This window comes from Tautonia rosea, assembly GCF_012958305.1.
GTDB lineage: Bacteria > Planctomycetota > Planctomycetia > Isosphaerales > Isosphaeraceae > Tautonia > Tautonia rosea.
On sequence record NZ_JABBYO010000007.1, the window covers coordinates 389873 to 415372 of the forward strand.

18 protein-coding genes are annotated in these 25500 nt (G+C 64.9%); 10 read left to right on the top strand and 8 right to left on the bottom strand.

What is annotated here, in order from left to right; translation table 11 throughout:
• Positions 1-3: 3 nt before the first annotated feature.
• The 8 genes from HG800_RS14950 to HG800_RS14985 all read right to left on the bottom strand — a co-directional run bounded on the left by HG800_RS14950 (position 4) and on the right by HG800_RS14985 (position 11643).
• Positions 4-2034 (bottom strand): M14 family metallopeptidase, encoded by a 2031-nt coding sequence (locus tag HG800_RS14950; RefSeq protein WP_169977425.1) that lies wholly within the window; start codon positions 2032-2034, stop codon positions 4-6.
• A 228-nt stretch (positions 2035-2262) separates the two neighbouring features.
• A complete protein-coding gene (locus tag HG800_RS14955) occupies positions 2263-4617 on the bottom strand; it encodes a hypothetical protein (RefSeq protein WP_169977426.1) in 2355 nt (784 codons plus the stop codon).
• A gap of 167 nt (positions 4618-4784) precedes the next feature.
• Positions 4785-5735, bottom strand: coding sequence for a hydroxymethylbilane synthase (gene hemC / locus HG800_RS14960; RefSeq protein WP_169977427.1), 951 nt, complete (start codon positions 5733-5735; stop codon positions 4785-4787).
• Between the two features lie 3 nt (positions 5736-5738).
• On the bottom strand, positions 5739-6521 hold the full coding sequence (locus HG800_RS14965; RefSeq protein ID WP_169977428.1) for a ComF family protein: 783 nt from the start codon (positions 6519-6521) through the stop codon (positions 5739-5741).
• Positions 6522-6639: 118 nt separating this feature from the next.
• Positions 6640-7434: an RNA polymerase sigma factor gene (locus tag HG800_RS14970; protein WP_315852153.1), complete on the bottom strand. Its 795-nt coding sequence runs from the start codon at positions 7432-7434 to the stop codon at positions 6640-6642.
• On the bottom strand, positions 7431-8501 hold the full coding sequence (rlmN, locus tag HG800_RS14975; RefSeq protein WP_169977429.1) for a 23S rRNA (adenine(2503)-C(2))-methyltransferase RlmN: 1071 nt from the start codon (positions 8499-8501) through the stop codon (positions 7431-7433). The genes HG800_RS14970 and rlmN overlap by 4 nt, the downstream gene beginning before the upstream one ends.
• Before the next feature lie 206 nt (positions 8502-8707).
• A complete protein-coding gene (locus HG800_RS14980) occupies positions 8708-10234 on the bottom strand; it encodes a hypothetical protein (RefSeq protein WP_169977430.1) in 1527 nt (508 codons plus the stop codon).
• 725 nt (positions 10235-10959) lie between these two features.
• On the bottom strand, positions 10960-11643 hold the full coding sequence (locus HG800_RS14985; RefSeq protein WP_169977431.1) for a hypothetical protein: 684 nt from the start codon (positions 11641-11643) through the stop codon (positions 10960-10962).
• A gap of 798 nt (positions 11644-12441) precedes the next feature.
• Between HG800_RS14985 and HG800_RS14990 the strand changes: the two genes are divergently transcribed.
• The 10 genes from HG800_RS14990 (at position 12442) to HG800_RS15035 (ending at position 25313) form a co-directional block, all read left to right on the top strand.
• A complete protein-coding gene (locus tag HG800_RS14990) occupies positions 12442-13821 on the top strand; it encodes a dipeptidase (RefSeq protein WP_169977432.1) in 1380 nt (459 codons plus the stop codon).
• A 201-nt stretch (positions 13822-14022) separates the two neighbouring features.
• Complete coding sequence (gene serS / locus HG800_RS14995; RefSeq protein ID WP_169977462.1) at positions 14023-15300, top strand: serine--tRNA ligase; 1278 nt, start codon at positions 14023-14025, stop codon at positions 15298-15300.
• Between the two features lie 119 nt (positions 15301-15419).
• The gene (gene mgtE / locus HG800_RS15000) at positions 15420-16799 is read left to right on the top strand and encodes a magnesium transporter (RefSeq protein ID WP_169977433.1); all 1380 of its coding nucleotides are present in this window, start codon (positions 15420-15422) and stop codon (positions 16797-16799) included.
• A gap of 103 nt (positions 16800-16902) precedes the next feature.
• Positions 16903-17649 (top strand): creatininase family protein, encoded by a 747-nt coding sequence (locus tag HG800_RS15005; RefSeq protein WP_169977434.1) that lies wholly within the window; start codon positions 16903-16905, stop codon positions 17647-17649.
• Positions 17650-17695: 46 nt separating this feature from the next.
• The gene (locus tag HG800_RS15010; protein ID WP_169977435.1) at positions 17696-18817 is read left to right on the top strand and encodes a M24 family metallopeptidase; all 1122 of its coding nucleotides are present in this window, start codon (positions 17696-17698) and stop codon (positions 18815-18817) included.
• 81 nt (positions 18818-18898) lie between these two features.
• Complete coding sequence (gene accB / locus HG800_RS15015) at positions 18899-19417, top strand: acetyl-CoA carboxylase biotin carboxyl carrier protein (RefSeq protein WP_169977436.1); 519 nt, start codon at positions 18899-18901, stop codon at positions 19415-19417.
• A gap of 141 nt (positions 19418-19558) precedes the next feature.
• Complete coding sequence (gene accC, locus HG800_RS15020) at positions 19559-20947, top strand: acetyl-CoA carboxylase biotin carboxylase subunit (RefSeq protein ID WP_169977437.1); 1389 nt, start codon at positions 19559-19561, stop codon at positions 20945-20947.
• Between the two features lie 52 nt (positions 20948-20999).
• The gene (locus HG800_RS15025) at positions 21000-21572 is read left to right on the top strand and encodes an RNA polymerase sigma factor (protein ID WP_169977438.1); all 573 of its coding nucleotides are present in this window, start codon (positions 21000-21002) and stop codon (positions 21570-21572) included.
• Positions 21573-21795: 223 nt separating this feature from the next.
• Positions 21796-22602, top strand: coding sequence for a PEP-CTERM sorting domain-containing protein (locus HG800_RS15030; RefSeq protein WP_169977439.1), 807 nt, complete (start codon positions 21796-21798; stop codon positions 22600-22602).
• A gap of 53 nt (positions 22603-22655) precedes the next feature.
• On the top strand, positions 22656-25313 hold the full coding sequence (locus tag HG800_RS15035) for a serine/threonine-protein kinase (RefSeq protein WP_169977440.1): 2658 nt from the start codon (positions 22656-22658) through the stop codon (positions 25311-25313).
• Positions 25314-25500 lie beyond the last annotated feature (187 nt).

Below are 25500 nucleotides of genomic sequence, written 5' to 3' on the forward strand. Positions count from 1 at the left end.
GGATCACCTCCGGGGTTCGCGAGGCAGTTCGACCTCTGCCACCGCCTTCCCTGCCCTGGGTGACGACGCCTCGATCGCGATCGTATCCACTCCTTCGGGAGCCAGGATCAGCCAGCGGTACTCCTGCGAGTCTCCCGAACCGGCAAGGCGGTTGATCCGATCGACGACCGGTCCGCCAAGGAGCTTCGCCTCGCCCAGCACCGGACGCACGACCACCGGGGCCGCCTGGCGGGTCGTCACTCCCTGCGCCAGCGCCGTCGGGAAGTACCCCGGATTCTCAACGCGGGCCGACACCTCGAACACGCCACCGCCGCGCGGCTCGGCCTTTGTATCGACGATCTCTAGCATCGTCATTCGTTCGGCCACGTCGTTGAGGAAGCGGTACTGAGCCTCGGTGATCGCCTCCACCTCCTCGATCGGAGGGTTCACCCGCACGCCAGGCAGCCAGCCGCCGATCTCGACGGTGCCGAGCGTTGGGTGCTCGACCTCCTCGAAGCCCTTGAAGGCGCGACCGCCCATCACGGTGTCGTTCCAATACAGCCAGCGTTTCTCAACGTCGGTCGGGGGTTTCTCCTCCCCCTCCGCTGGTTCCGGCAAGGTCGGGCCGGGCCAGAGGGATGAGGCGATCGCCACGGTTCCAAAGTGATGATAGGCCCACTCACTCATCGCGCCGTCGGTCGTCGCTCCAAGGGCCGAAGCGTTGTTCGGCGTCAGCCCTCCGCTCGTTGTCTTCGCGTCCTTTGAAGGTTCCGGCTCCTCTGGATCTTCGTTGAGACTGGCGATGAACTGGGCGAGCATCCCGGCCCGTTTCAGGGGAGATGCATTCTCGAAGTCTGACATCAACCGAGTTTGCTCATCCTCCGGAAGGGCCTCGAAGGCTTCGAGCACTCGGTTGCGAAGGCCTTCCGGCAAGCCGGCCAGCGGGTCGGCACCGTCGGGGATCGGGGCCGGATCGGCGCCCTCGTCCGGTGTCTCGGCCTTGGACTCCTCCGTCGGCTCCTCGTCTTGCTTCGGTTCCTCGCCGTCCTTCGGCGGGGCGATTACATCGCGATATGCCTTCGAAAGGGCGACGAAGTACGGCAGGTCGGCGTCGGCCAGCTTCGTCTCGGGCTTCTTCGGCTCGGTCCGGAGCGAGTCGTGCAAGGTATAGGTCCAGACGACGCTGATCTCGGGGTGGTCGTAGCAGAACTGGATCAGACCGCGCACCTCCGGCTCGCTGGCGGGACTGTAACCGGTTTGGTCGTTCAGCTCGGTCCAGTTGTGGGGCCAGTTGCGGTTGAGATTCACGCCGCCGATCGGGTCATCGTTCCGCTCACCGTCCCCGTCGAGGTCGGTCCCCTCGTCGGTTTCGGAATACACGGCCCGCTCGCCGTCGGCCGCCTTGGCGGGTCGAAGGATGCGCGGGTCGTCCGGGTCAGGGACGAGCGTCGCCTCGGCGTCCTTGACCCTCATCCGAAGGATCAGGCCATCGCCGTTCACGTCGTCCGGGCCGTCCTCGTCGGACGAGCCGTCGCGGTCCTCGTCGGTCGGGGTCAGGTTCGTTCGGATCCCCTGCCGAGGGGTTTCAAACAGCCGCTCGGCTCCGTCCGGGTTCAGCCGAGGGACGACGTAAACCGTGTACCGATCGAGCAAGCGCGCGATCGCCTCGTCCTCCTCATCCGGATCGGCCAGCCGCTCGATCAAGCCGAGCGCGACCTGGCTTCCGACCAGATGATCCCCCTCCAGGTTGCCGACGATCAAGACGGCCGGCGGTCGATGGGCCTCGTCCTTTTCCTCGTCGGGGCGGACCCCCAGGGTCACAAGCCAGACGTTCCGACCTTCCCTCGACTCGGCGATCGACCGCACGGCCAGGGCATCGGGATGGGCCTCGGCCAGGTCTTGAAGGCGAGTCGTCAGGCTGTCGGCGTCGAGATACCCTTCCGGCACAAGCGACAACGCAGGAAGGTCGTCGGCCCGGCTCGGGCCAGACACCGAGAAGACGACGAGCACGAGTAGCAGGAGCGTCAGAGGCGCTCCGATCCGTTGGGTGATCACGGTGCGTTCTCTCAGGGGCAAATGCGGTCGATCGTCGGTGAAACGAACGAGTTCGGAGACAGACTCTACCCGGACGACCGCGTGGGAACCAGCCCTGAGAGTCGCGAGGATCGAACAGGACGGACCGGGCGGCCTCAAGGGGAGATTCGCGAGGTCTCCCCGAGGCCGCCCAATCCCGAAGGGCGACCGACCGACGCACTCGCATCTCGGGTCGCGGCCGAGGGCGTGTCACGTCGAGAGTGTCGCCGGAGACCGTCCAGGGCGTTCAGCTTCGTTCAGCGTCGGGTCGCGGCCGAGCCGATCGAATCTGCAAGTCCGGCGGTCGTTTGGGGTGGACGAGGTTCCCGAACCGATCGGGATACGGTCATGCGTCCGATCTGGTGGGGCTCTGGGCAGATGAGGGTCGCGGGAGCAGGACGGTCGATCGTGGTGCGAGGATGTGGAGGTTTCACAACTCTGAGGATGTGGGTTCCTGTCGTCTGCGAGTTCGGAAGAAGCCCCTTGGTCTTCAACCGGGGCAATCGTCAGGCGGGTGCCCGGTCTCAGGAGGGGCAAACCGATCGCCTCGTCCGGATTCGACGGGGCAAGGTCGTGGCCGATGCGGTGCGGGTCGTCTGGGGGGCGGTGTTCCGGGTCGGATCGATCAACAGAGGCGATCGCCTCGGGATCAGGTTCGCGTCGGTCGGGTGGAGTGGTTGACCCTGCCGCGTCGTCGTCATCATCGGAAGCGCTGGTTCGTTCGCTTTCGGACGAGGCGGCTTCCGGTTCTCGGGGGGTCGGAAACTCGGGGCCGGACGGCTCGGGAACCAGGGGAGGAGCAGGTCGATACGGGGCCATCGGCGGCGGCGGCGCGGTCGGAGCGGGTGTGACCCCAACGCCACCAGACATGTTGATCAAATCGTTAAGATAGCTTTGTAAGTCCTGGCCATAGCCGACGATTCCTCCCTGATCCGGCTCGATGAAAGCCGAGGGTGGCGTTGAAGGGGACGGCTCGGGGGGAGGTGGCTCGGGAGATCGGTAGGCGTCACCCACGATGGACTCGGCCAGTTCTGCGGCGCTGGCTCCCCAGCGATCCTCGTCGTCCTCGTCGCTCCAATCGTCGTCCTCGTCGTTGGCGTTGCTCCAGTCACTGGACTCGTTCTCGTCAAGTGGACGGTCGTCGTGTTCGAGATGAGTCTCGGAGTCGAGGTCGTTCCAGTGCTCCTCGTCCTGGAGGTTGTCGGGACCGAGGGCGTTGGGGTCCTCGGCTCCAACCGCGGGCGACTCCTGGTCCTCGTCGTCGTCGTCAACCTCATCCGAGTCCCATTGGTCACCGATCGCCTCGTCGGGATCATCGTCGGGCGGGAGGTCGTCGTTCTCGGGATCGTCGTCATCGGGCGGGAGGTCGTCGTCCTCGTCGTCGTCCTCCTCGGGATCGGTCTCATCCAGATCGTCCGGGATGTCGTCGATCTCCTGGCCAGACAGTTCGGCCTGGGCGTCGTCATCGTCCGGGGTGTCCTGAGGGGAGTGATCCTCCTGGGGATCGAGGGCGTGGAACGAATCGGACTCAGGGTCTCCTCCCTTGGGTTTGGGATCATCGGGCTCGTCAAGGCGATCGAAGGTGTCAGTGTCGGGGGAGTGAGGCTTGTCGAGGGTGAGGGCTTCAAGCGGGGCCGGTTCGGGTTCCGGGAGCGTCTCGGGATCGGGAACGTCGGCGTGCTGAGCCTCAAGGGCTTCCTCTGGCGGCGCTTCGGTGAGGGCCGAGGGATCGGGAGCGGCAGGTAGGGGAGGCGGCTCGGGATCAAGACTCGGGGCGTCGAGGCTCCTCGACTCGATCGGGATCGAGCCATCCGTCACTGAGGAATCGTCTGGCGAGGCGTTCAGATCGGGGTTCGGTTCGGGGGAAAGCGGGGTCTCCTGCCGGACGAACTGGTTCGGGCCAACGCGGACCCAGGCAACCTCAGTCGGCGGTTCGGGCGTTGGCTCGACCTTCTTGCGGCGCCGTCGGCGGGTCTTCGGAGGAGTGGTCAGGGTCGCGGACTCGACCGAGGACTCGGGCGATTCAGGGGCTTCGGCTGATCCTTCGGTCGTCGGCTCAGGATCGTCAAGGGTGACGGCTTGCTTCCGGCGAGCGAACCAGCCTCGGACGGCGGACGGTTGGGCCTCCTTCGGATCGGCAGGTGAGGCAGGGGTCGAGAGCTCAGGGACCGGCTCGGCCTGGGCGGGGTCGACCCGGCGTCGGAAGCCGAAGCGGCCTCGCGGTTTCGAACGCTCGGGGGCGGACGTCGGGGTCGAATCTGGCCTGGCCGAGGGTTCTGGAGGGGGGATCAACCGGTCGGCGGTCGGCAGGCTCGCTCCGGAGTCAGCCGCGCCGCGGGATCCGCCGCGGGGGCCAAGCAGAATCCAGGCCATCAACAGGAGGTAAGGGGGGACGAACCAGCCATTGACCCGGGCAACGGCCAGGCTGGTCACGGCGATCAGAGCCACCAGGCCTGCCACCGCCACCCACCGTAGTCGCCTCGTCGAGACCGTCCGGCCTCCCGCGTTGGGAGCCGTCGGCCCGGCATCAAGCGCCGGATCATCGCCGCGTCGTTCGGCTTCCAAAGTCCTGACCGCTCCCTCGGTTCGGTCCGGGAGCCCGGCAACGGGGCTCCCCGGACGACGCCTCCGCGTCTCGTTCGTCCGAGCGGGCATGATGGTCAAGATGCCCCAGATCGTCCAGGGAGGTTTCGGGCGTTGGCTCCTTTGTTAAGACAGGGGAATGGGTTACGTCACGATTCGGGACGGGCCGCATGCAGCAGGCGATCGGCTCCGAGGGCTCGCAGGTCGGCGGCGACCTGCAGGGCGAGTCCTTCGGGATCGTCCCTTGGGCCGGTCCGCGAGGCGTCGAGCCGTTCCCGGCCGTCGGGGTCGAAGACGCTGACATCGAGGGCCAGGGCGTCGCCATCGACTTCCCGGCCCCAGGCGGCGAGGGGGACCATGCAGCCTCCTTCCAGCTCGGCCAGGCAGGCTCGTTCGGCCAGCACGGCGCGTCGGGTGGCAAGATGATCGAGGGGGGCCAGCACGGCCAGGGTTGTCTCGTCGTCGCTCCGGCACTCGATGCCGAGCGCCCCCTGACCGACGGCCGGCAGGAAGCTCGGAGGGCCGAGCCGCTGGGTGATCTGCCCCTCAAGCCCCAGGCGGTGGAGGCCTGAGGCGGCCAAGACGACCGCGTCCAGCTCGCCGCTTGTGGCCTTTGCCAGCCTCGTCTCAACGTTCCCCCGGATGCCGATGACGTTCAGATCGGGCCGGGCGTGGCGGAGCATCGCTTGCCGACGGAGCGATCCGGTGCCGACGGTCGCGCCTTTGGGAAGGGCGTTGAGGGTCTGGTGGCGAGGGGCAATGAGGGCATCAGCCGGGTCTTCGCGTTCGGGGATCGCGCCGAGCGTCAACGCGTCGGGGCCTCGGGTGGGAAGGTCCTTGAGGCTGTGGACGGCGAGTTCCACCTCACCATCGAGTAAGGCCCGCTGGATCTCCTTCGTGAACAGGCCGGTGCCGGAGGAGCCGCCGGCGATCTGGGCCAGGGGAGAGTTGCGGTCGCGGTCGCCTCGGGTCCGGATCTCGATGAGCTCAACGACCAGGCCGGGGTGAGCCGCTCTCAGGCGATCGGCGACCCACTCGGCCTGCCAGCGGGCCAGGGCGCTGCCTCGTGTTCCGATTCGTACCACCGATGCCCCGTCCATCGCTCACCCTTTCCCTTCGACCCGACCGATTACGACGGCCATCACTGGGCCGACACCTGCTCGCTTCAAGGCCCGACTGGCGGCGGAGCAGGTGGCGCCGGTCGTCAGGATGTCATCGACCAGCAAGACCGGCACGCCGAGGATCGCCTCCAGGGACTTCTGGTTGGTCTGGAAGACCCCCTGCATTTGCCGGTGCCGCTCGACCCGGCCGACACGCCAGAGGGCCGAGGTCGGTCTTACGCGTCGCAAGGCCCGGACCATCGGCAGGCCGAGCCGGTGGGCGAGGGCCTGGGCCAGTGCCTCCGACTGATTGTACCGACGTCGCAGGCGTCTCCAGGGGTGCAGCGGGACCGGGACGACGGCCCGAGCCTCAGCGTTGGCCAGTTCCTCGGCCCGAGCTTCGGCCAGCACGTCGATGAGCCGGGGAGCAAGCCAGGCCCCTCGAACCGATTTCAGACGGAGGCAAAGGTGGCGGATTGGCCCCTCGTACGGCCCGATCGCCACGGCGGCATCGAACCCGTATCGACGGCCCGAGCAGTCTCCACATCCGGAGGCCCGGTCAGCGAACGGCCCGACCGGCAGGGCGCAACGCTGGCAGGCCGGGCCGGCGGCGTCGAACAACTCGTCGCGGCAGTCGAGGCAGAGCCCGGCGCGAGCGTCCTCGATCCAGGAGTCGCAGATCAGGCAATCGCCCGGAAAGGCCAGATCGCCAACCGCTTCGGTGAGTCGGCGGGGGACGATTCGAGACCCTGGCAGGTTGATCGGCAGTCGGGTTCGATCGTCCATCGCAACGCGGCTCCGACAGGGATCGAGAGGGCCAGGCTCGTGGTCTTGCCTTCGCAACAGGCTCCGAGGACCGACCCCGGATTTCCAACCTGTTCTGGGTTTTCGAGCGGTGCGGGGATCAGGAGGAAGCCGGGCGATCGCCGGAGCGGAGGTACGGTTCGAGCTGGGAACGGAGCTCCATGCGGGCTCGGGCAAGGAGAGACTTCACCGCGGCCTCAGAACGGTTCATGACGGCGGCGATTTCGGCGTAGCTCATCTCCTCGAACTTGTTGAGCAGGACGGCCAGACGTTGGTCGTCGCCGAGGGTGCCGACAGCCTCACGAACGACCTCGCCCAGCTCTGACTGGCGAAGCTGGCCCGAGGCGGTTCCGCCAGGGGCGGCCACGCGTTCCGAAGCGGGCAGGCTGGGCCGGCTGTCGGTGCCGGTGTCGAGCGACCCGGCCGGGCGTCGGCCCTTGCCGCGGAGGTGGTTGAGGGCCAGATTGTTGGCGATGGTAAAGAGCCAGGTCGAGAACTTGGCTTGCGGCTTGTACCCCTTTCGGGCGCGATAGATGCGGAGAAAGACCTCCTGGGCCAGATCCTCGGCGTCGCTCGCGTCGCCGACCAGGTGGGTGAGCACGGCGATCAGACGGTCCTGGTAGCGTCGGACGAGGACTTCAAACGCTCCTTGCACGTCGTCTCGGACCTGGAGCATCAGGCGCGTGTCGGGATCTCGGGCCAGGAGCTGCTGTTCAAGGGCCTGGGGCTGGGTCGGGCCGCCGTTGGATGCCACGGGGTCGGTCCCTCCGAAGGTCCGGTCGCGGTGAAGGGAGAGCCAAAGGCCCCTTGGGGCCATCCGAAATCCAGAACGAGCCGACCTTGCCAGCTCGCCAGGCCCATTGAGCCGGCGGGCGGGCGGGTCGGGGCGAGTCACGACGGGCTCAGGGTCACCAGGCTGGGACGAGGCGATTCGGGCTGCAAACGTCGGCGAAGCTGGCCGCACGCGGCGTCGATCTCGCGGCCCTTGGTTTTGCGAACACTGACGCTGACCCCTCGATCGCGGACGATCCGCTCGAAGCGGCGCACCGCCTCGCCTGACGGCCGCTGATAGGGCAGGCCGGCAACCGGATTGTACGGGATCAGATTGACGTGAGCCTTACGGCCGCTCAAGAGCTTGCCGAGCGCCTCGGCATGCTCGGGACGGTCGTTCAGGTCGGCCAGCAAGACGTACTCGAAGGTCACCTGGCGGCCGCTCCGATGGAAATAGGCGTCGGCGGCGTCCATCACGGCATCCAGTCCGACCCGAGCATTGATCGGCACCAACAGGTCGCGCAGCTCCGGCGTCGGGGCGTGCAAGGAGACGGCCAGATGGTACTGGCGGTCCAGCTCGGCCAGCTTTCGCATTTTCTCGGGCAGGCCGACGGTTGAGATCGTGACCCGGCGCTGGCCGAAGTTCAACCCCTCGGGAGAGCAGAGGCGGTCGAGGGCCGGGATCAGGTGGTCAAGATTGGCCAGACTTTCTCCCATGCCCATGACAACAAGATTCGTCAGGCGGTCGTTGGGCGGAAGGAGGTTTCGCAGGCGGAGAACCTGTTCCAGGATCTCGGCCGTCGTCAGGTTCCGCTCGACCCCTTTCAAGCCGCTGGCGCAGAAGACGCAGCCCATACCGCAGCCGACCTGAGAGCTGATGCAGACGGTCCGACGGTCGGACTCGGCCATGAGGACGCATTCGATCGTCCGTCCGTCCTGGCAGCGGAGCAGGAGCTTGTCGGTGCCATCGGGCGAGACGTGCTGGTGGGCGATCTCGGTCCCGAAGACGGTCCACTCGGCGTCGAGTTCGGATCGCAAGCCCTTGGGCAGGTCGCTCATGGTCTCGAACGACTCGGCTCTGCGGTCGAACACCCAGCGCACGACCTGGCGGGCCCGGTAGGTCGGGTGGCCGCGGTCGGTCATCCAGGCGCTGAGGTCGGCGGTGGAGGCGTCGAGCAGGGGGCGTTTCATGGGGACTCGCTGGGACAACTCGCAGGGCGCGGAACTCGGGAACGTTGCCTGGATTATCGCACGGCAAAGGCTCGGCGAGAAGGTGGGACGTCGGCTGGACCCGGCTCGGAAGGTATCCGGTTGAGCGCGGGGAGTCGGTCAGGGGGAGGTTCGGCCTGGTCGCGGCGGTCGACCAGGGTCGGCGTTCGCTCGATCCCCAGGCGGTTTCACCGGCGATTGGCGGTCGGGAAGGGGATCGGTGCGCTGATCGTCGCCGGGAGGGAGAGAATTGGATTTGTCTTGTAAGTGTCGATTTGGGTTTGAGTTGTGGTGTAAGTCGGGAGCGGCGGGGGGGGGGGAGAAATGGGTTCGCTCCGTCGCGTCGTGCCGGGCGAGCGATGAGGCTCAGAATCAGGTTCGAGGGGCACGTGAGCGGACCGATCCGCGTGACGATTGGGGGGCTGATGCAACGAGAGCTCCCGAGGTGAAGACCATGAACCCTCGCCGGGAGCAGGCGTCGCGGAGGGAGGAAGAGGATTGGGATGGGCGTAAGAGGGCGAATAGAATGCGTAAGTGGGCGTAAAGCCGGAGGTTGGATCGGGGTGACCTTCGTGGAACGTTGGGGCGAGGGCTCCCTCACCCGGCCTGGCGGCCACCCGTTCGCCTGCGAGCGGGGGAGCGGGTTGAGTGCTGGTCTCCTCGCCAGGCGAGCGGGGAGCGGGGTCGAGGTCGGGGAGGATGCGGGTGAAGCCGGGGGGGGCGGGGGCGCTGTCGGGTTCACGCCACCAGCCGAAGCCGACGGGGGCGCGGGGGGTGTCGCACTGGCGGGCCTCGCGGGCGATCGCGAGCAGTTCGCGGCGGCGGCGGTCGCGGAGGTTCAGGTAGAGCCGCACGGCGGCGTTGCAGGAGCGGTCGGCGTCGCGGGCGTAGCGGTGGCGAAGCTGGCCGTCGCTTGAGGTGTCGGCGGCCGAGGAGCGGACGAGCAGGGCCTGGTACTCGGGGCCTTCGACCGCGTCCCAGGCCTCGGCGCGGAGGGAGGAGAGCCGGTCGATCTGCTCGGCGATCAGGAGGCGGAGCGCCTGGCGGGCGGTGGCGGGATCGGAGGGCAGGGGAGGGTCGTCGCCGCGAAGGGGCAGCGGGGCGAGTCGGGTGGGAGCCAGGATCGAGGCCAAGAGCCAGAGGCGTCGGACGGGGTCCTCGGCGTCGGGGCCGGGGTGCTCGGCGGGCAGGCCGAGCAACAGCTGGGCGCGGAGCAGGGTCTTCACGGTCCAGGCATTGCCGAGCCGCAGGGGGGCGTCGAGCTGGTCCCACTGGCGGATGAGCCAGTCGCAGCCGAAGGCGGTGGCTTCGAGGTCGGCGACGGTGCCGACGGGGTCGCGGGGAAGGTTTTGCCCTTTGCGACGGGCGCGGGCCTGGCGTCGTCGTTCCCAGGATTGAACGGCGTCGCGGGCCGAGTCGAGGCGGGTGGACTCGCGGGCGTTGTCGAGGCGATCGAGCGTGACGGAGGCGACCGCGGCGCGTCGGACGAGGTGCTGCTCGACGACGTTGTCGGGACCGGCCTCGCGTTCCCAGCGTTGCAGGGCACGCTCGAGGTCGAGCCCGAAGTCATCAGGAACGACGACCTGAGCGGCCAGTCCGTGGGTCAGGCCGTTGCGTCGGGAGCGGGCCTTGCCTTCAACGGTTTTCGGGCCGGTCGAGTTGCGGGCGTTGCGGCGATTGGCGTCGAGCTGCTTGGAAGAAAGGGGCTTGGCCATGATGGAGCATTTCCAAAGGGTGTGGATTCTGGAAGTGTGGATTCAAGAAGTTGCGTTGCTGTGATTGGTTCGGGATCTTCGGTGTTGGGTTTGAATCAAGATGTCGAACACGCATGCGGGGGGGGCAACAACCAAAGGAACAGTTCGCGCAGGATTGAACGAATCGTCATTGATAGCATCGGGAAAGAGAGATAGGTGCAGTCACTTTTTCCCAGGGTTGATGGTTGTACGGCCTCGATTGGCGTCGGGAATCGATGCGGCGAGGGTGAACGCCACGAGTTGAGCTGGGGAAGGACAATTCTGGAAGCGGGTGAATTGATCTCCAGAGCGCAATGTCCCTGGTCACGGCTGGCGTGTCTGATCCGTGGTCACTTCGGCGGGGGCCACTGGATTTCCTTTCGAGGGGAGCATCCTCGATCGGTGTCGCTGCTGGCAGGGGGGCGGTCGGAGTTCTTGGGTGAGAGGATGCCGATGGCACTCGGGGCTGCGTTTGCGACCGCAACGGTTCCCTGATCGCAGAAACACCCGTGAGAATGCGGCTCAGAGTCGTCTTGTCGGAGACGAGAACGATGCTCAATACGTCCGGTTCGCAAGAAGCGAAGGTTTCATGTTGAGGCGTGAGGCAACCTGCCTGCGCGAGGGCCAGGAATGCAAAACGGACGGGACGCCGGGATGAGCGTCCCGCCCGAGGGGGAAGGCGGAGGAGGTCGAAGTCGGGGAAGGGATCAGACGTCGATGCCGAGTCGGTAGCGGAGTTCGTCGAACTGCTCGCGGTAGACGTCGTCGGTGGAGTGGAGGTGTTCGGCCTCGGAGATGAACTTGATGGTATCGTCGCGCTTCAGGCCGTGATCCTTGAGGATTTGCTCGAAGGGCTCAAGGTCGTGGGCGTAAACGAAGAGGAGCTTGTGCTCGTCGAACTGGACCTCCATCGGTCCGTCGGGGTTGAGCGCGGCGATGCCGGTGCAGCCGTCATGCAGGAGCAGGTCCTCGTAGTCGTAGAGGGTGCTCTGGAGGATGACGGTGTCCATGTGCTCGCGGTAGAGGTCGGCGTGGCAGCCGGGTTCGCTTTCGTGGCTCGACTCCATGACGACGTCGACCTCCTCACCGAGGGGGCCGAGCAGGTCCATGAAGACGTCGAAGAGCGACTCGGACGAGACCGAGGCGGCGAGCACGGGCATGGTGTTGCCGCTCTCGGGGTCGCGGTACAGGTCGCGGCGATACCCTTCGCGAGGGATGATCTCCAGGCCGAAGGAGGGCCGGATGGCATCGGTCAGCGCGAATTGGCCGTAACGTCCGACCTGGAGGTGAGCATCAAGCTCTTCCTGGCTCAGGTCGTCAAAGCTGGTTCGGGGCATGCGAGTGGAATTGGTTCGCAGCACGCGTTCAATAAATCGTTGCAGAAAGCTCATCGGTAGGGTCCCCCTCCTCGCGAGCCGGATTCTTCACGGATCCGGGACCGACCTCGGACCGCGTCAGCCGGGCAGTCTTCGGGGGCGAGCCCCGAACCAGCCATCCCGTGCACCTGCCCGGCGCCGCTTCCGAAGAACGTGGGTCGGTATGACCCTTTTCCCCGGGAACGGCCGCCCTCCCGTTGGCACCGCTCGATTGCCGTTCTCCTATATATACCATGCAGAACGATCGAAAACCGACCCGGTGATGAAATCTCATTGAAGGGGACCCAGAGGTCGGGCCGATAAGAGCAAACTCATCGAGATGCTCCGCCGCATGGCTGAGTTCGGCACCGAACAGAATGGGATGAATGCAACCGCAGTGCCAATTGGGAACACCGAGCGAGTGGATGGGCCGCTCGGTCTGATTCGTGCTGGACTTGAGTCAAATTTTGGGCGATTTTGTTCCCGATTGGTGGTCGGCGGAATTTGTACAAAGTTCAGAACAGTCGCACCTTGATGGCCGAGTGTGCACGTTTCTTCCCAGAAGGATCGTAGGATCCGGCGGTCGGGAAGTGCATGTTTCAGGGTTGGGGTGATCGAGGCTGGGGGGATTGGGGCGCCTCGATCGATTCGCCGGGCGGGTCGTCGCGGATCGACGCCTCGGGCGATACAATGAGCGTTTTCTGAATCCCGTCGTTCGCGACGATGCCGGGCGAAGGGTTCGTCCACCGCCTGCCTTGAGCTTGCCTGCCTGCCTCCCGGGACTCGAAGCCCGAGAGGATTCTTGCACCGAGAGAGACGAAAAGGACGCGACCGATGGCCATCGAACGGGTCGACGCTTATCTGACCGAGCACGGCAAGCGATTTGAGGAGCAGCTCAAGGATCTGATCCGGATTCCGAGCGTCAGCGCCCAGCCGAATCACGATGACGACACGAGACGGGCGGCCCAGTTTGTGCTTGACGATCTGAAGGGGATGGGGGTCGAGGCCGAGTTGATCGAGTTTCCGAACGGCCACCCGATCGTCTTCGGCCAGAAGCTCGACGCTCCGGGCAAGCCGACCCTCCTTGTTTATGGTCACTATGATGTGCAGCCTCCCGAGCCGCTCGAACCGTGGCTGACTCCTCCGTTCGAGCCGACCGAGAAGAACGGGAACCTGTACGCTCGGGGGGCGACCGACGACAAAGGGCAGATGTTTACGCACCTGAAGGCGGCCGAGGGGTGGCTCAAGGGGGTTGGCGAGCTTCCGATCAACGTGAAGTTCGTGATCGAGGGGGAAGAGGAAGTCGGCGGGGCGAATCTGGAAGCCTTGATGGCCGAGCAGCCGGATCGCCTGGCGTGCGACTTTGCGGTGATCTCTGACACGAGCCAGTTTGCTCCCGGCATGCCGGCGATCACGTACGGGTTGAAGGGGCTGGCGTACTTCGAGTTGATTGTCGAGGGGGCGAACCGCGACTTGCATTCGGGGACCTTCGGCGGCGCGGTGCAGAACCCGCTGAATGCACTGGCGACGATCCTGGCAAGCTTGAAGGACGCCGAGGGACGGATTGCCATCCCCGGTTTCTACGATGATGTCCGGCCTCTGGAAGACTGGGAGCGGGCCGAGTTCGCGAGCTTGCCGTTCTCGGAGGAGGAGTTCCGGGCGGATCTGTCGGTCCCGCACGCCTTTGGCGAGGCCGGGTACTCGACGCTGGAACGGAAGTGGGCGCGGCCGACGTGCGACATCAACGGTATCTGGGGGGGATATTCCGGCCCCGGGCCGAAGACGGTGTTACCTCGACTGGCCGGGGCGAAGTTCAGCTTCCGCCTGGTGCCCGATCAGACTCCGGGACGGGTCCACGAATTGCTGGAAGCCCACCTGAAGACGGTCTGCCCGCCGGGGGTGACGTACACGCTCAAGGCGATGCACGGGGCGCCCTCGGTCCTGGTTGAGGCGAAGGGGAATCCGGGGGTCGAGGCGGCCATGAAGGCGGTCGAGGCTGGATTCGGCACCAAGCCGGTCTTGATCCGCGAAGGAGGCTCGATTCCGGTCGTGGGTCTGATCAAGCAGCACCTGGGGGTCGATACGCTCCTGCTCGGCTGGGGACAGAACGACGACAACCTGCACGGCCCGAACGAGAAGTTCTCGCTGGCCGACTTTCACCGGGGGATCAAGGCGTCGGCACATTTGATGGCGGAACTGGCGAACGCCAAGTGACGCTTGATCGCTGTCAACGACGCGTTCAAGGCGTTTGCAAGGATCAGCAAGACTTGTTCGGCCGGAGTCGGTCGTCCGTTTTCCTCTCCCTGTCTGGGGACTCTGCACGGAGGGAATGCGGAGTACTCATTGACTCATGAAAAACTCTTTTTACCGAGAAACCGCTTCGGCCACCAGGAAGCGGCTGATGGACGCGAAACGATGCTCGACCTGAAATTCGTGCTAAACAACGTCGACGCCGTGAAGCAGAACTGCGTCGATCGCAGTGTGCCGGAAGATGTGATCGAAGACCTGGAGAAGGTCGTGGCGCTGGAGACGCAGCGGCGCGAGTTGCTCAGGGAGGTCGAGGCGGTCCGCAAGCGGCAGAACGAAGTGGCGCAGGCGACAGGGAAGGAAAAGGACCCGGAGGCAAGGGGTGCGCTCGTTGCCGAGGGGAAGCAGTTGAAGCAGCAGGTGGCCGATCGGGAAGACTCGCTTCGGGCGTTGGAGGAGGAGGTCAAGGCCCGGCTGGGACGGGTGCCGAACATGACGCATCCGGAAGCGCCGATCGGTCAGGATGAGGAGGCGAACCGAGAAATCCGAAAGGTTGGCACGCCAAAAACGTTCGACTTTCCGGTGAAGGACCATGTCGAGCTGGGCAAGGAACTGGACCTGATTGACTTTGAGGCGGGTTCGAAGGTGTCGGGCTCGGGGTTCTACTTTCTCAAGAATGATGCGGTGTTGCTCGATCTGGCGCTTCAGCAGTTCGCGATGCAAACGCTCATCAAGCGCGGGTTCATGCCGATCGTGACGCCCGACCTGGCCCGGACGAGCATTCTGGAGGGGATCGGCTTTAACCCGAGGGGAGAGGAAACACAGGTCTATTCGGTCGAGAGCACCGATCTTTGCCTGATCGGCACGGCCGAGATCACGCTGGGGGGAATGCACGCGGAGGAGATCCTCGACGAGTCGGAATTGCCGATCAAGTATGTCGGCCTTTCTCACTGTTTCCGGACCGAGGCGGGCGCGGCCGGTCGCGCGAGCCGAGGGTTGTATCGCGTGCACCAGTTCACCAAGGTGGAGATGTTCGCCTATGCGGTGCCCGAGCAATCGGGGGCGCTGCACGAGGAGATGCTGGCGATTGAGGAGGAGATCTTCTCGGCGCTTGGGATTCCGTACCGGGTGCTCGATATTTGCTCGGGGGACCTGGGCGGGCCGGCGTATCGCAAGTACGACATCGAAGCCTGGATGCCCGGCCGGGGCGACTATGGCGAGGTGACCAGTACGTCGGATTGCACGGATTACCAGGCGAGACGACTGGGGATTCGCTACAAGCCCACCGGGCAAAAGGGTACGAAATTTGTTCACACGCTCAATGGCACGGCCGTGGCTCTGAGCCGGGCGATCATCGTGATTCTGGAGAATTACCAGCGGGCCGACGGGAAGATCGACGTGCCAGAGGTGCTGCGCCCGATCATGGGCAAGGATGTGATCGGTTGAGCGGTTTTTGATGGACCAGATTGACCTCCACGAAAACCGGGGACCGGGTTCTCGAACACACCGAGCCCGTGCCTGTTTCTTGACACGACGGTTGCAATCGAGAACCGCCAGGAGTTGCCATGCGGAATGCCCTGCTGCTGCCTGATCTGAGGGAGTTGATCCATGATGGTCAGGCGGAGGCGGTGCGCGAGTTCCTGGAGGAGCATCCCGCGGTTCGGCAGGCAGAGCTGATCGAGGATCTGGACATTGCCGAGTCGAAGGCGGTCGTCTGTCTGCTGGAACCGAAGGCCCGGGCCGAGGTGGTCAGCTACTTCGACACGGATCGGCAGGTGGAACTGGTCGAGTCGATGGCGCTGGACGACGCAGCGGCCTTGCTCCGCGATATGCCGCACGACGACCGGGCTCATCTGGTCAACCGGCTCGACGACGACCGCACCGAGCTGATCCTGCGGCGGATGGCCCAGGCCGAGCGCGACGATATTCGGCGGTTGACCGAGTACGAACCAGGGACGGCCGGTTCGGTGATGACGACTGACTATGCCACCGTCCCGCCGTTCGTCTCGGTGCGTGAGGCGATTGATGTGCTGCGGCGTGAGGCTCCAGAGCGGGAGACGATCTTGACGAGCTATGTGATCGACCATCAGCGTCGCTTGATTGGCTCGATCACGCTTCAAGGTTTGATCCTCGCCCGGCCGACGGCCCGGGTCGAGGATGTGATGCAGGAGGACCCGATTCGGGCTCAGGTGGACGAGGACCGCGAGGAGGTGGCCCGGAAGATTGCCCAGTATGACCTGATTGCGCTTCCGATTGTCGATGCATCGCAGATGCTGGTCGGGATTGTGACGCACGACGATGCGTTGGATATTCTGCGGGAGGAGCAGTCGGAAGACTTGCTCCGGTTCGGTGCCGTGAATTACGACGCGGCCGAGGCGGAGCACGACCCGGCCGACGAGTCGATCGCCTCGGCGGTGCGTCGCCGGTTCGGCTGGCTCTTGCTGCTCTTCGGGGGCGGCACGCTCACGGGGGTGGTGGTCCAGTCGTTCGGCGGGGTGACGGTCAAGTATCCGGACATCCAATTCGATGCGTTCATCCCGCTCCTGATCGGGACCGGCGGCAACGCCGGGAGCCAGACGGTGGGCACGGTGATCCGGGGGCTGGCACTGGGAGACATCGACCCGAAGCGCGACTTTCTCCGCATTCTGGCCCGAGAGGCGATGACCGGCCTTTCGCTCGGCCTGGCGATCGGCCCATTCGGATTCCTCTTCGCGTGGCTGATCATGGGAAGCTCGCCGAGCTTCGCCGTGGTGATCGGTCTGGCGATTCTGGGGATTTGCGTCTGGGCCGACAGCGTAGGGTCGATGGTGCCCATGCTGGCCCGTCTGGCGAAGATTGACCCGGCAGTTGTCTCGGCCCCGATGATCAGTACGCTGGTGGACGCCACTGGACTGATGATTTTTTATACGACGGCGCGAGTGATTCACGACGTGTTCATTGCCTGACGTTCAGAGTGCTCCATTCGGGAGTGACCCCCGTTGCTCGGACGGCCGAGTGTGGCCGTTTTCGTGTTTCCCTGATGGATTCGATCGTTGAGGACGACCCCCGATGCGTTTCGCCCACCTGACTGCCCCCGAGATCCGAGCGCTGGACCGTACCCGGACGCTCGTCGTGGCTCCGATCGCCGCGTGCGAGCAGCACAGCAACCACTTGCCGGTGATTACCGATACGGTTCTGGTGGGAGCGGTTGCCGATGGTCTGGAAGCCGCGAGGCCGGAGCAGGTCTTGCTGTTGCCGGTCCAGTGGCTTGGGGCCAGCGAGCATCACCTGCCGTTCGGCGGAACCCTGACGGCGACCCTGCCGACGTATGAGCAGATGCTCATTGAGATACTTTCGCCGTTGTTGCGTGATGGGTTCTCGCGAGTGCTCTTGCTCAATGGGCACGGGGGGAATATCGACCCCTTGCATGTGGCACTTCGTCGGCTGGATGCAGCCTTTCCGAAGGCGGTCCTGACCGGCGCGGCGTACTGGGAACTGGCGGCGGAGCCGCTTGCCGCGCTCTGCGAAGGCCCGAGGACCTCGATGGGGCATGCCTGCGAGATCGAGACGTCGATGATGATGCATCTGCGTCCAGAACTGGTGCGGGCCGATCGGATCCAGGATGACCCGTCTCCTGGATTTGTTCCTGGCGGGCTCTTTCACGCGGTCGATTTTGGCCGTCGGACGGAGCGGGGGGCGGTGGGGTATCCGTCGTTTGCGAATGCCGAGAAGGGGAAGCGGATGCTTGAGGCGATCGTGCCGGCGGTGGTCGCGGCGGCCGATGCGGTGCTGGAGGCTCCCCTCGGGTCATCGTGATCGGATCGGATCGAACGATTCCTTGCCGATCGGAAGGGGGGCTGCGATGTTCGATACCGAGACGTATGCGCGACGGGTCGAGGCCGTGCGATCGAGGATGCGAGCCGAGTCGCTCCATGCCTTGCTCGTGACGCACCCGCCGAATGTGACGTACCTGACCGGATTCACCGGCGATTCGTCGGCGCTGTTGCTCGGACTCGATCGCACGATGATCGTTTCTGATTTCCGTTATGCGACGCAGATCCGGGACGAATGCCCGGAGCAGTCGTTCCACATTCGGCCGTCGAGCAAGACGCTGGCCCAGGAGCTGGGCGATGTGATCCCCCGGTTCTGCTGGCGGAGCCTTGGGTTCGAGTCTGCGTCGCTGTCGGTGCTTGACTGGGACACGATCCGAAACGGTTGCAGGTCGACGGAGCTGCGCAGTACGGCGGGAGTGGTTGAGGAGGTCAGAGCGGTCAAGGAGGAAGGGGAGATCGCGGCCATTCGCCGGGCGATTGAACTGGCTGAGCAGGCGTTTGGTCGGGTTCGGCAGCAGTGGTCGGGGGATTGGGATGAGGCGGGGGTGGCCAATCTCCTGGAATCGGAGTTGAGGAGCCTGGGGGCGGCCGGATCGGCGTTTCCGCCGATTGTGGCGGTCGGGCCGCGCTCGGCCTTGCCTCATGCGCGTCCTGAACCTGGAGTCCGGGTGGATTCGAGCGACTTCACGCTGGTGGACTGGGGGGCCTGTTTGGGGCCGTTGCCGTACAGGAGCGACTTGACGCGGGTGATTGTCACCGGTAAGTTAACGCCGAGATTCGAGGAGATTTACGGGATTGTCCTGGAAGCCCAGCGTCGGGCGATCGCGTCGATTCGTCCGGGAATCTCGGCCGGTGAGGTCGATGCCCAGGCCCGATCGTTTATTCAGGAGTCGGGCTTCGGCCGCTTCTTCGATCACGGGCTTGGCCACGGCATCGGCCTGGAAATTCACGAGGCCCCGCGCCTTCGGAAGGACGCGGCTGAGGTGCTCCGGCCGGGCATGGTGCTGACCATCGAGCCGGGAATTTACCTTCCCGACTGGGGAGGCATCCGGATCGAGGACGATGTGCTGGTCACGGCCGACGGTTGTGAATGCCTTTCCCGGGTTCCTCGTGACCTCGATTCCCTTCGAGGTGACACGCCGGGAGCCTGAAGGCGTGCGTCCCGGATGGTCCGAGGACAGATCCCCGAAGCTTCTCGACGCCGAGCGAAGCAGAGCGATCGGAGCGCAGGAATGGCCGAATCCCCGACCGGGTCGGCGGGTGAACATCCCGACCCGGATAATGTCCGCCGGATCCATCGACTGGTCCGGATGATGCATCATTACGACCTGACGTCCATCGACCTGGTCGAAGGACCGACGAAGATCCGTCTGCGTCGTCGGACCGAACAGGCTGTCGTTCCGCTTGCTCAGGCGCCGGTCCCGGTTACGCCGATGCCCACGCCCCCGGCGGGAAGTGTGCCTCCGGCCGTGGCTGCTACTGCGGTCCCGGCCGCGGCTCCGGAGGTGAAAGGGACGCTCATCGAGAGTCCGATGGTGGGCACCTTCTACCAGTCGGGCTCGCCGGAGTCTCCGCCGTTCGTGGCCGTGGGTGCCACGGTTCGTCCCGAGACGACGGTCTGTATCATCGAGGCCATGAAGGTGTTTACCGAGATTCCGGCTGGCGTCTCGGGCCGGATCGTTGAGATCCTGGTTCAGGACAAGCAGCCGGTCGAGTACGGCCAGCCCTTGTTCCGCGTCGAACCGGCCTGAGCATTGGCCATGTCCCCCGCTCCGCTCCCCGATGCCCCCGGGCCTTCAGATCGGGCCTGGCGGTTGGATCACAGAGACCCTCGCGGGAGCACCGCCCGGCGCCACCCCGCGAGGAGCCCGGAACACCCCGGACCCTCGCCGATGGCTGAACCGTCGAAGATTCGTCGTATCCTCGTCGCCAATCGTGGCGAGATCGCCCTGCGGATCATCCGCGCCTGCAAGGAACTCGGCCTGGAATCGGTGGCCGTGTTCTCCGAGGCCGATCGCGGGGCCCCATATCTGGACCTGGCCGACCGCGCCATCTGCATCGGCAAGGCTCCGGCGGCAGACAGCTATTTGAATATTCCCCGGCTGATCGCCGCGGCCGAGATTGCCGATGTCGACGCGATCCATCCCGGTTACGGGTTCCTGAGTGAGAATCCCCACTTCGCCGAGGTCTGCCGCGCCTGCAATTTCGAGTTCATCGGTCCGCCCCACGAGGCCATCCGCCGGATGGGCTTGAAGACCGAGGCCAAGGCCGCGGCCCAGGCCGCCAAGGTCCCGCTTGTGCCCGGCTCGGATGGTCCGGTCGATAGCGACGACGACGCGGTGCGGGTGGCTCGGCAGATTGGCTATCCGGTCTTGATCAAGGCCGCGGCCGGTGGCGGTGGGAAGGGGATGCGCGTCTGTCGGGAGGAAGCGGCCCTCCGGACGGCCATCGCCCAGGCCCGGGCCGAGGCCGACGCCGCCTTCAAGAACCCGAGCATTTATCTGGAAAAGTTCATCGACCGCCCCCGGCACGTCGAGGTGCAGCTGCTGGCCGATTCGCATGGCAATGTGATTCATTGCTGGGAACGCGAGTGCAGTCTTCAACGCAGGCACCAGAAGCTCATTGAAGAATCTCCCGCGCCGACCTTGCCGAGCCGCGTTCGTCGGAAGATTTGCGAGGCCGCCGTTCGACTGGCCAAGACGGCCGGGTATGTGAACGCGGGGACGTGCGAGTTTCTGGTGGATGCCGATTACAACTTCTACTTCATCGAGGTCAATGCCCGGATTCAGGTGGAGCATCCTGTGACGGAACTGGTCACCGGGATCGACCTGATCAAGGAGCAGATCCGGGTTGCCAACGGAGAGCCGCTGTCGGTCAACCAGGCCGACGTGCCGCAACTGGGCCACGCGATCGAGTGCCGGATCAACTGTGAAGACCCGGAGCACAACTTCCGCCCCAGCCCGGGGCTGATTTCCGGCCTGCGAATTCCGGGAGGCATCGGCGTGCGATGGGACTCCCACATCGTCCCCGGCTATCGTGTGCCGCCGAATTATGACTCGATGATTGGCAAGCTCCTCGTACATGCCCCGACGCGATCCGAGGCGATCGCCCGGATGCTTCGGGCACTGGACGAGCTGCGGATCGAGGGGATCACCACGACCGCATCGTTGCACGAACGGATCCTCCATAATCCGGACTTCGCCGAGGGTCGGATCGATACCACCTGGGTCGAGCGCGTGCTGCTGGCGCCTCGGGAGAAGATTGTTCAAGACGCGGGTTGAGGGCAGGGGCCCGTGGAGCCGGGGAGGGCCCGAACGATTGGACAGCGCTGCCATGAGTGAAACGCCCCTGAGCTTGCTCGATCGACTTCGGAGCGACCCCGAGGAGGCGTCCTGGCGGCGGCTGGCCGAGTTGTATTCCCCGTTCATCCTCCGCCAACTCCAGCAGCAGGGCATTTCATCGCTCGACGCCGAGGACTTGCTCCAGGAAATCCTGCTCGTGGTCATTCGCGAGTTGCCCGAGTTCGACCATTCGGGCCGGAAAGGGGCGTTCCGGACCTGGATTCGAGGGATCACGGTGCACCGGATTCTCGGCTACTGGCGGTCACGTCGCCGAGAGGGGAACGGCAGTCCGGTTCCGAACCTGGAACAGCTTGAGGACCCCGAGAGCGACCTGAACCGGGTTTGGGATCTCGAACACGACCGTTATCTTGCGCAGCGGTTGCTGGAAGGGATTGAGTCGGAATTCTCGGCCCCGGTCTGGCGATCGTTCCATCGCCAGGTAATCGAAGGGCTTCCTGCCGCCGAGGTGGCTGAGGAGCTGGGACTGACGGTCAACGCCGTGCTGATTGCCAAGTCTCGGGTATTGAGGCGGCTTCGCCAGGAAGGGCGGGGGTTGATTGACTGATGTGTTGACCGGGGAGAGGCGAGGCCGCCGGCCGTTGAGAATGGCGTGATGCTTCCCGTCAACGCCGCATGAGGAATTTCTCTCTCGATTGGACAGGATCGTGGAGCCGGCGCACTTCCAGTCGTGAAGCCCGGTGCGATCGGACGCCTCGGGCGGCCAAGAGGTCCTGGCCCCGATGAGCGTGTGCGCCTTCGGGGGCGATGATCGAGGAGAAACTCAACCGATGAGCAATCACCAGGTTCGCGCACTGCTTGCCGTCTCGTTTCTGACGCTTCTGGTGCCTGTCGCGGGGGCTCGGGGCGAACAGATTTTGCTGTCAAAATACGACATTGACGATGCCGTGCTGTCTGGCCACGGAAACTGGGCCCATACGTACTCCGGGACGATCACGCCCGGCGCATCTTTCGTGAACTTTGTCAATGGTCGGCTGGGGACCTACCGAGGGGGAGGCGGTACGCTGACCGACGGGGTCATTGGAAGCACCCTGCAGACGAGCCAGTTGTTCGTGACCCCTCAGGCGACTGACGGGACGGTGATCAGGCCCGTTATCACCTTCTTTCTGGATGCCGTGTTCACGCTCGATACGATCGATTTGTATGGTGGTGATATCCCGAACAATGGTATCCCTGGAGAGTTAACCGGTGTGACGGTGACGCTGGTCACGCCCGACTTATCAGTTGTTAGCCATGCGTTTCAGACGACTCCGTTCGGGACGGTTCAGAATACGCTCGGCTCCCTGGTCAACGACCGAGTCGTGCTGGGTGGCTCCCCTCTGGAAGGAATTGCGGCGACCCGGGTCATCCTGAGCGACTTCATCGGAACGAATTCGAACTGGTTTTCACTGACGGAGGTTCAGATGTTCGGGAATCGGGTTTCGGTGACTCCCATTCCTGAGCCGACGTCACTGGTCCTGATGGGAACAGGCTTGCTCGCCCTGATCGGTGCTCGACCGGTGCGGCGGCGATGGATGGGTCGGAGCAGCCGGTTGACGTTGTCGGAAACGTTCCGCAACGAGCCCCAGGGAGCTTGAGTTCGGTGAGGTGCCGTGATTGCTTGCCCTGACCCGGGGTGGAGGATCGGGCGATGCAAAGACCCGCTGCCGTTGATCATCCCGATCCCGATCGTCTCTTCGCCTTTGCTCGGGGGGAGATCGAGGAGCACGACGCGCAGGAGATCGAGCGGCATTTGGCTTCTTGCGAGCGTTGCCGGCCGATCCTGGAGGGTTCGGCCGACGACTCGTTGATCGGTCTGCTCCGGTGGGTTGCCCCAACCGAACCTGATGCTGGCTCCGCCGTCGTCTCGGCACCGGCACCGGCACCGGCACCGGCAGCACCAGCACCGGCACCGGCCTCGCCCCTGCCCGAGGGTTACGAGCTGATTGGGCCGATCGGTCGCGGGGGCATGGGAATTGTCACCAAGGCCAGGCAACGCGGTCTTGGTCGGGTTGTTGCGCTGAAACGGATTCGATCCGGCCCGGACGCCGACCCCTACGAACTGGTTCGTTTTCGTGCCGAGGCCGAGGCCGCCGCGTGCTTGCAGCATCCGAACATTGTTCAGATTTTTAATGTTGGACGGGTCGGCGGGCAGCCCTACATCGCAATGGAGTACGTCTCTGGTGGCACGCTGACAGATCGGCTGGCGTCTGGTCCGATGAGGCCTCGGGAGGCTGCCAGTCTGATTGAGACGCTGGCTCTGGCTGTCGACCACGCCCATCGCTCCGGGGTAATCCACCGGGACATCAAGCCTGGCAACGTATTGCTGACCGAGGACGGTCGGCCGAAGCTCGCCGACTTTGGCCTGGCCAAGCGACTCGACACCCCAGGGGGTGCCACGCGATCCGGCGCTCTGCTGGGAACCCCCCAGTACATGGCTCCGGAGCAGGCCGCCGGCCGGACCGAGCTCGTCGGTCCCCCGGCCGACATCTACGCCCTGGGGGCTGTGCTCTTCGAATGCCTGACCGGACGGCCGCCCTTCATCGCCCCGTCTCCCATCGAGACCCTCGACCTGGTCCGGACCACCGAGCCCCCGACCCCCGGTCGCCTTCAGCCGGGCATTCCGATCGACCTACAGACGATCTGCCTGAAATGCCTCGAGAAAGACCCCGCTCGGCGGTACGAATCGGCCGTCGAGCTGGCCGCGGACCTCGCGCGGTTCTCCGCAGGAGAGCCGATCCGGGCCCGAGCGACCGGACCGATTGGCCGAGGCGTGAAATGGGTCCGTCGGAGGCCCTCGCAGGCAATCGTGATCGGCCTCTCGTTGCTGATCCTCCTCTCGGCAGGAGTTGGAATCGTCTGGTCAAACGTTCGATTGCGGCAGGCAATCGACCGGGCAGAGTCCGCTGCCGAGGAAGCGAGCCTGCAACGTCGGAACGCGGAGGAAAACTACCGGGACGCTCGCGAGGCGCTCCGGCGCGTTCTTGACTCATTCGCAGACTCGGACTTCGCCGGCCTGCCCCGCCTCAGCGAGCTCCACCGTGTGCAGGCCGAAGCGGCACTCGAGTTCTTCGATCGAGCCATCGCACGGGCCAACGGCGAGGACGCGACGGTGCAACTCGATACGGCTCAGGCCGCCGTCGAGGCCGCCAATCTTGAAATTGTGGTGGGTCGACCTGAGCGGGCCGAGATTCACCTCTGCCTCGCCGCCGAACTCCTCGATGACCTTCGTCTCCGGTTTCCCGACGACTTGACACTGACTCGGGAACGAATGGTCGTTTCCCTGAAGCGTGGGGTCATGGGTTCCAGAACGGATCTTGAGCAGTCCGTCACCGCGCTGGAAGAAGCGTTGAGCCTCGCTGAAGCCATCCTTCAGGCCGACCCCGAATCGAGATCCGCTCGCAGCGACGTGGCCTGGTGCTCGCATAACCTCGGTGCCGTCTGGCATCATGCCGGCCATGGCGATCGGGCCGAGCCGCATTATCGACGAGCCGTGACGATCAACTCCCAGCTGGTTGACGAGGCCCCCGACGATTTGGGCAAGGCCGTCGAACTGGCCCAGAACCTCATCAACCTCGGTCTGATCGACGCCGGGCTGGGCAATCGCAACCGCGCCGAAGATGACTATCAACGTGCCGCCGAGTTGCTCGATCACGCCGTCTCACGTGATCCCGAGCACCTCGAATACGTGGCCACGATGGCCGACCTCGCGGTCAACAGGGGGATTCTCGACGTGGAACTCGGCCGCCTGGATTCCGCGATTGCCCGTTATCGCGAGGGCCTTTCCCGGATCCACCCTCTGCTGACCTCTGAACCGAACATGAAACGGCTTCGCGGCACCGCTCTGAATCTTCACGGATCTCGGGCACAGGCACTCATGGCGATCGATCGCTTTTCCGAGGCAATCGCTGACTGGGAACGCGTGATCGAGCTTGCGGAACCCGGGACACCGCTCCGGTCCATTAAGATGGCTCAAAGTCTTTGCGTGGCCCGATCGGGCGACTACCGAGGAGCAGCCCAGGGCGTCCGTGCCTTGCTCGATCACGCCGAACCACCACTCTCCCCGATTGATGACTACAATCTGGCCTGCATTCTTGCCATTGCCTCGTCCTTCGCGAGCCTTGAGGCGCCTGGTCAAGACCACGCGACCACCGCGATCCACCAGGACCTTCTCGAACGGTCGATGAGCCACTTTCGCTCGGCAATTGCCCAGGACCCGTCCTTGATCGATCTGGCAAGAAAAGACCCCGACTTCGAAGCCCTCAGACCCCTTCCTCAATTCGTGTCCCTGCTCGATGACTCGGAGTGACTCTTGTCGATCGACGGATTCGCCTTGGAATCCTGGATTTCTGTTCCAACTCCAGGCGAAGGGCCGAATCCGCCATGAGATATCGAACCGAGCTGATCACGGTGCTGAGCCGCTGGATGCTTCGTCGAGGAAGGCAGAAAATTTCGGTAGGGTGTTGACCCGCAAAATTTCAGAGGTATGCTTGCTT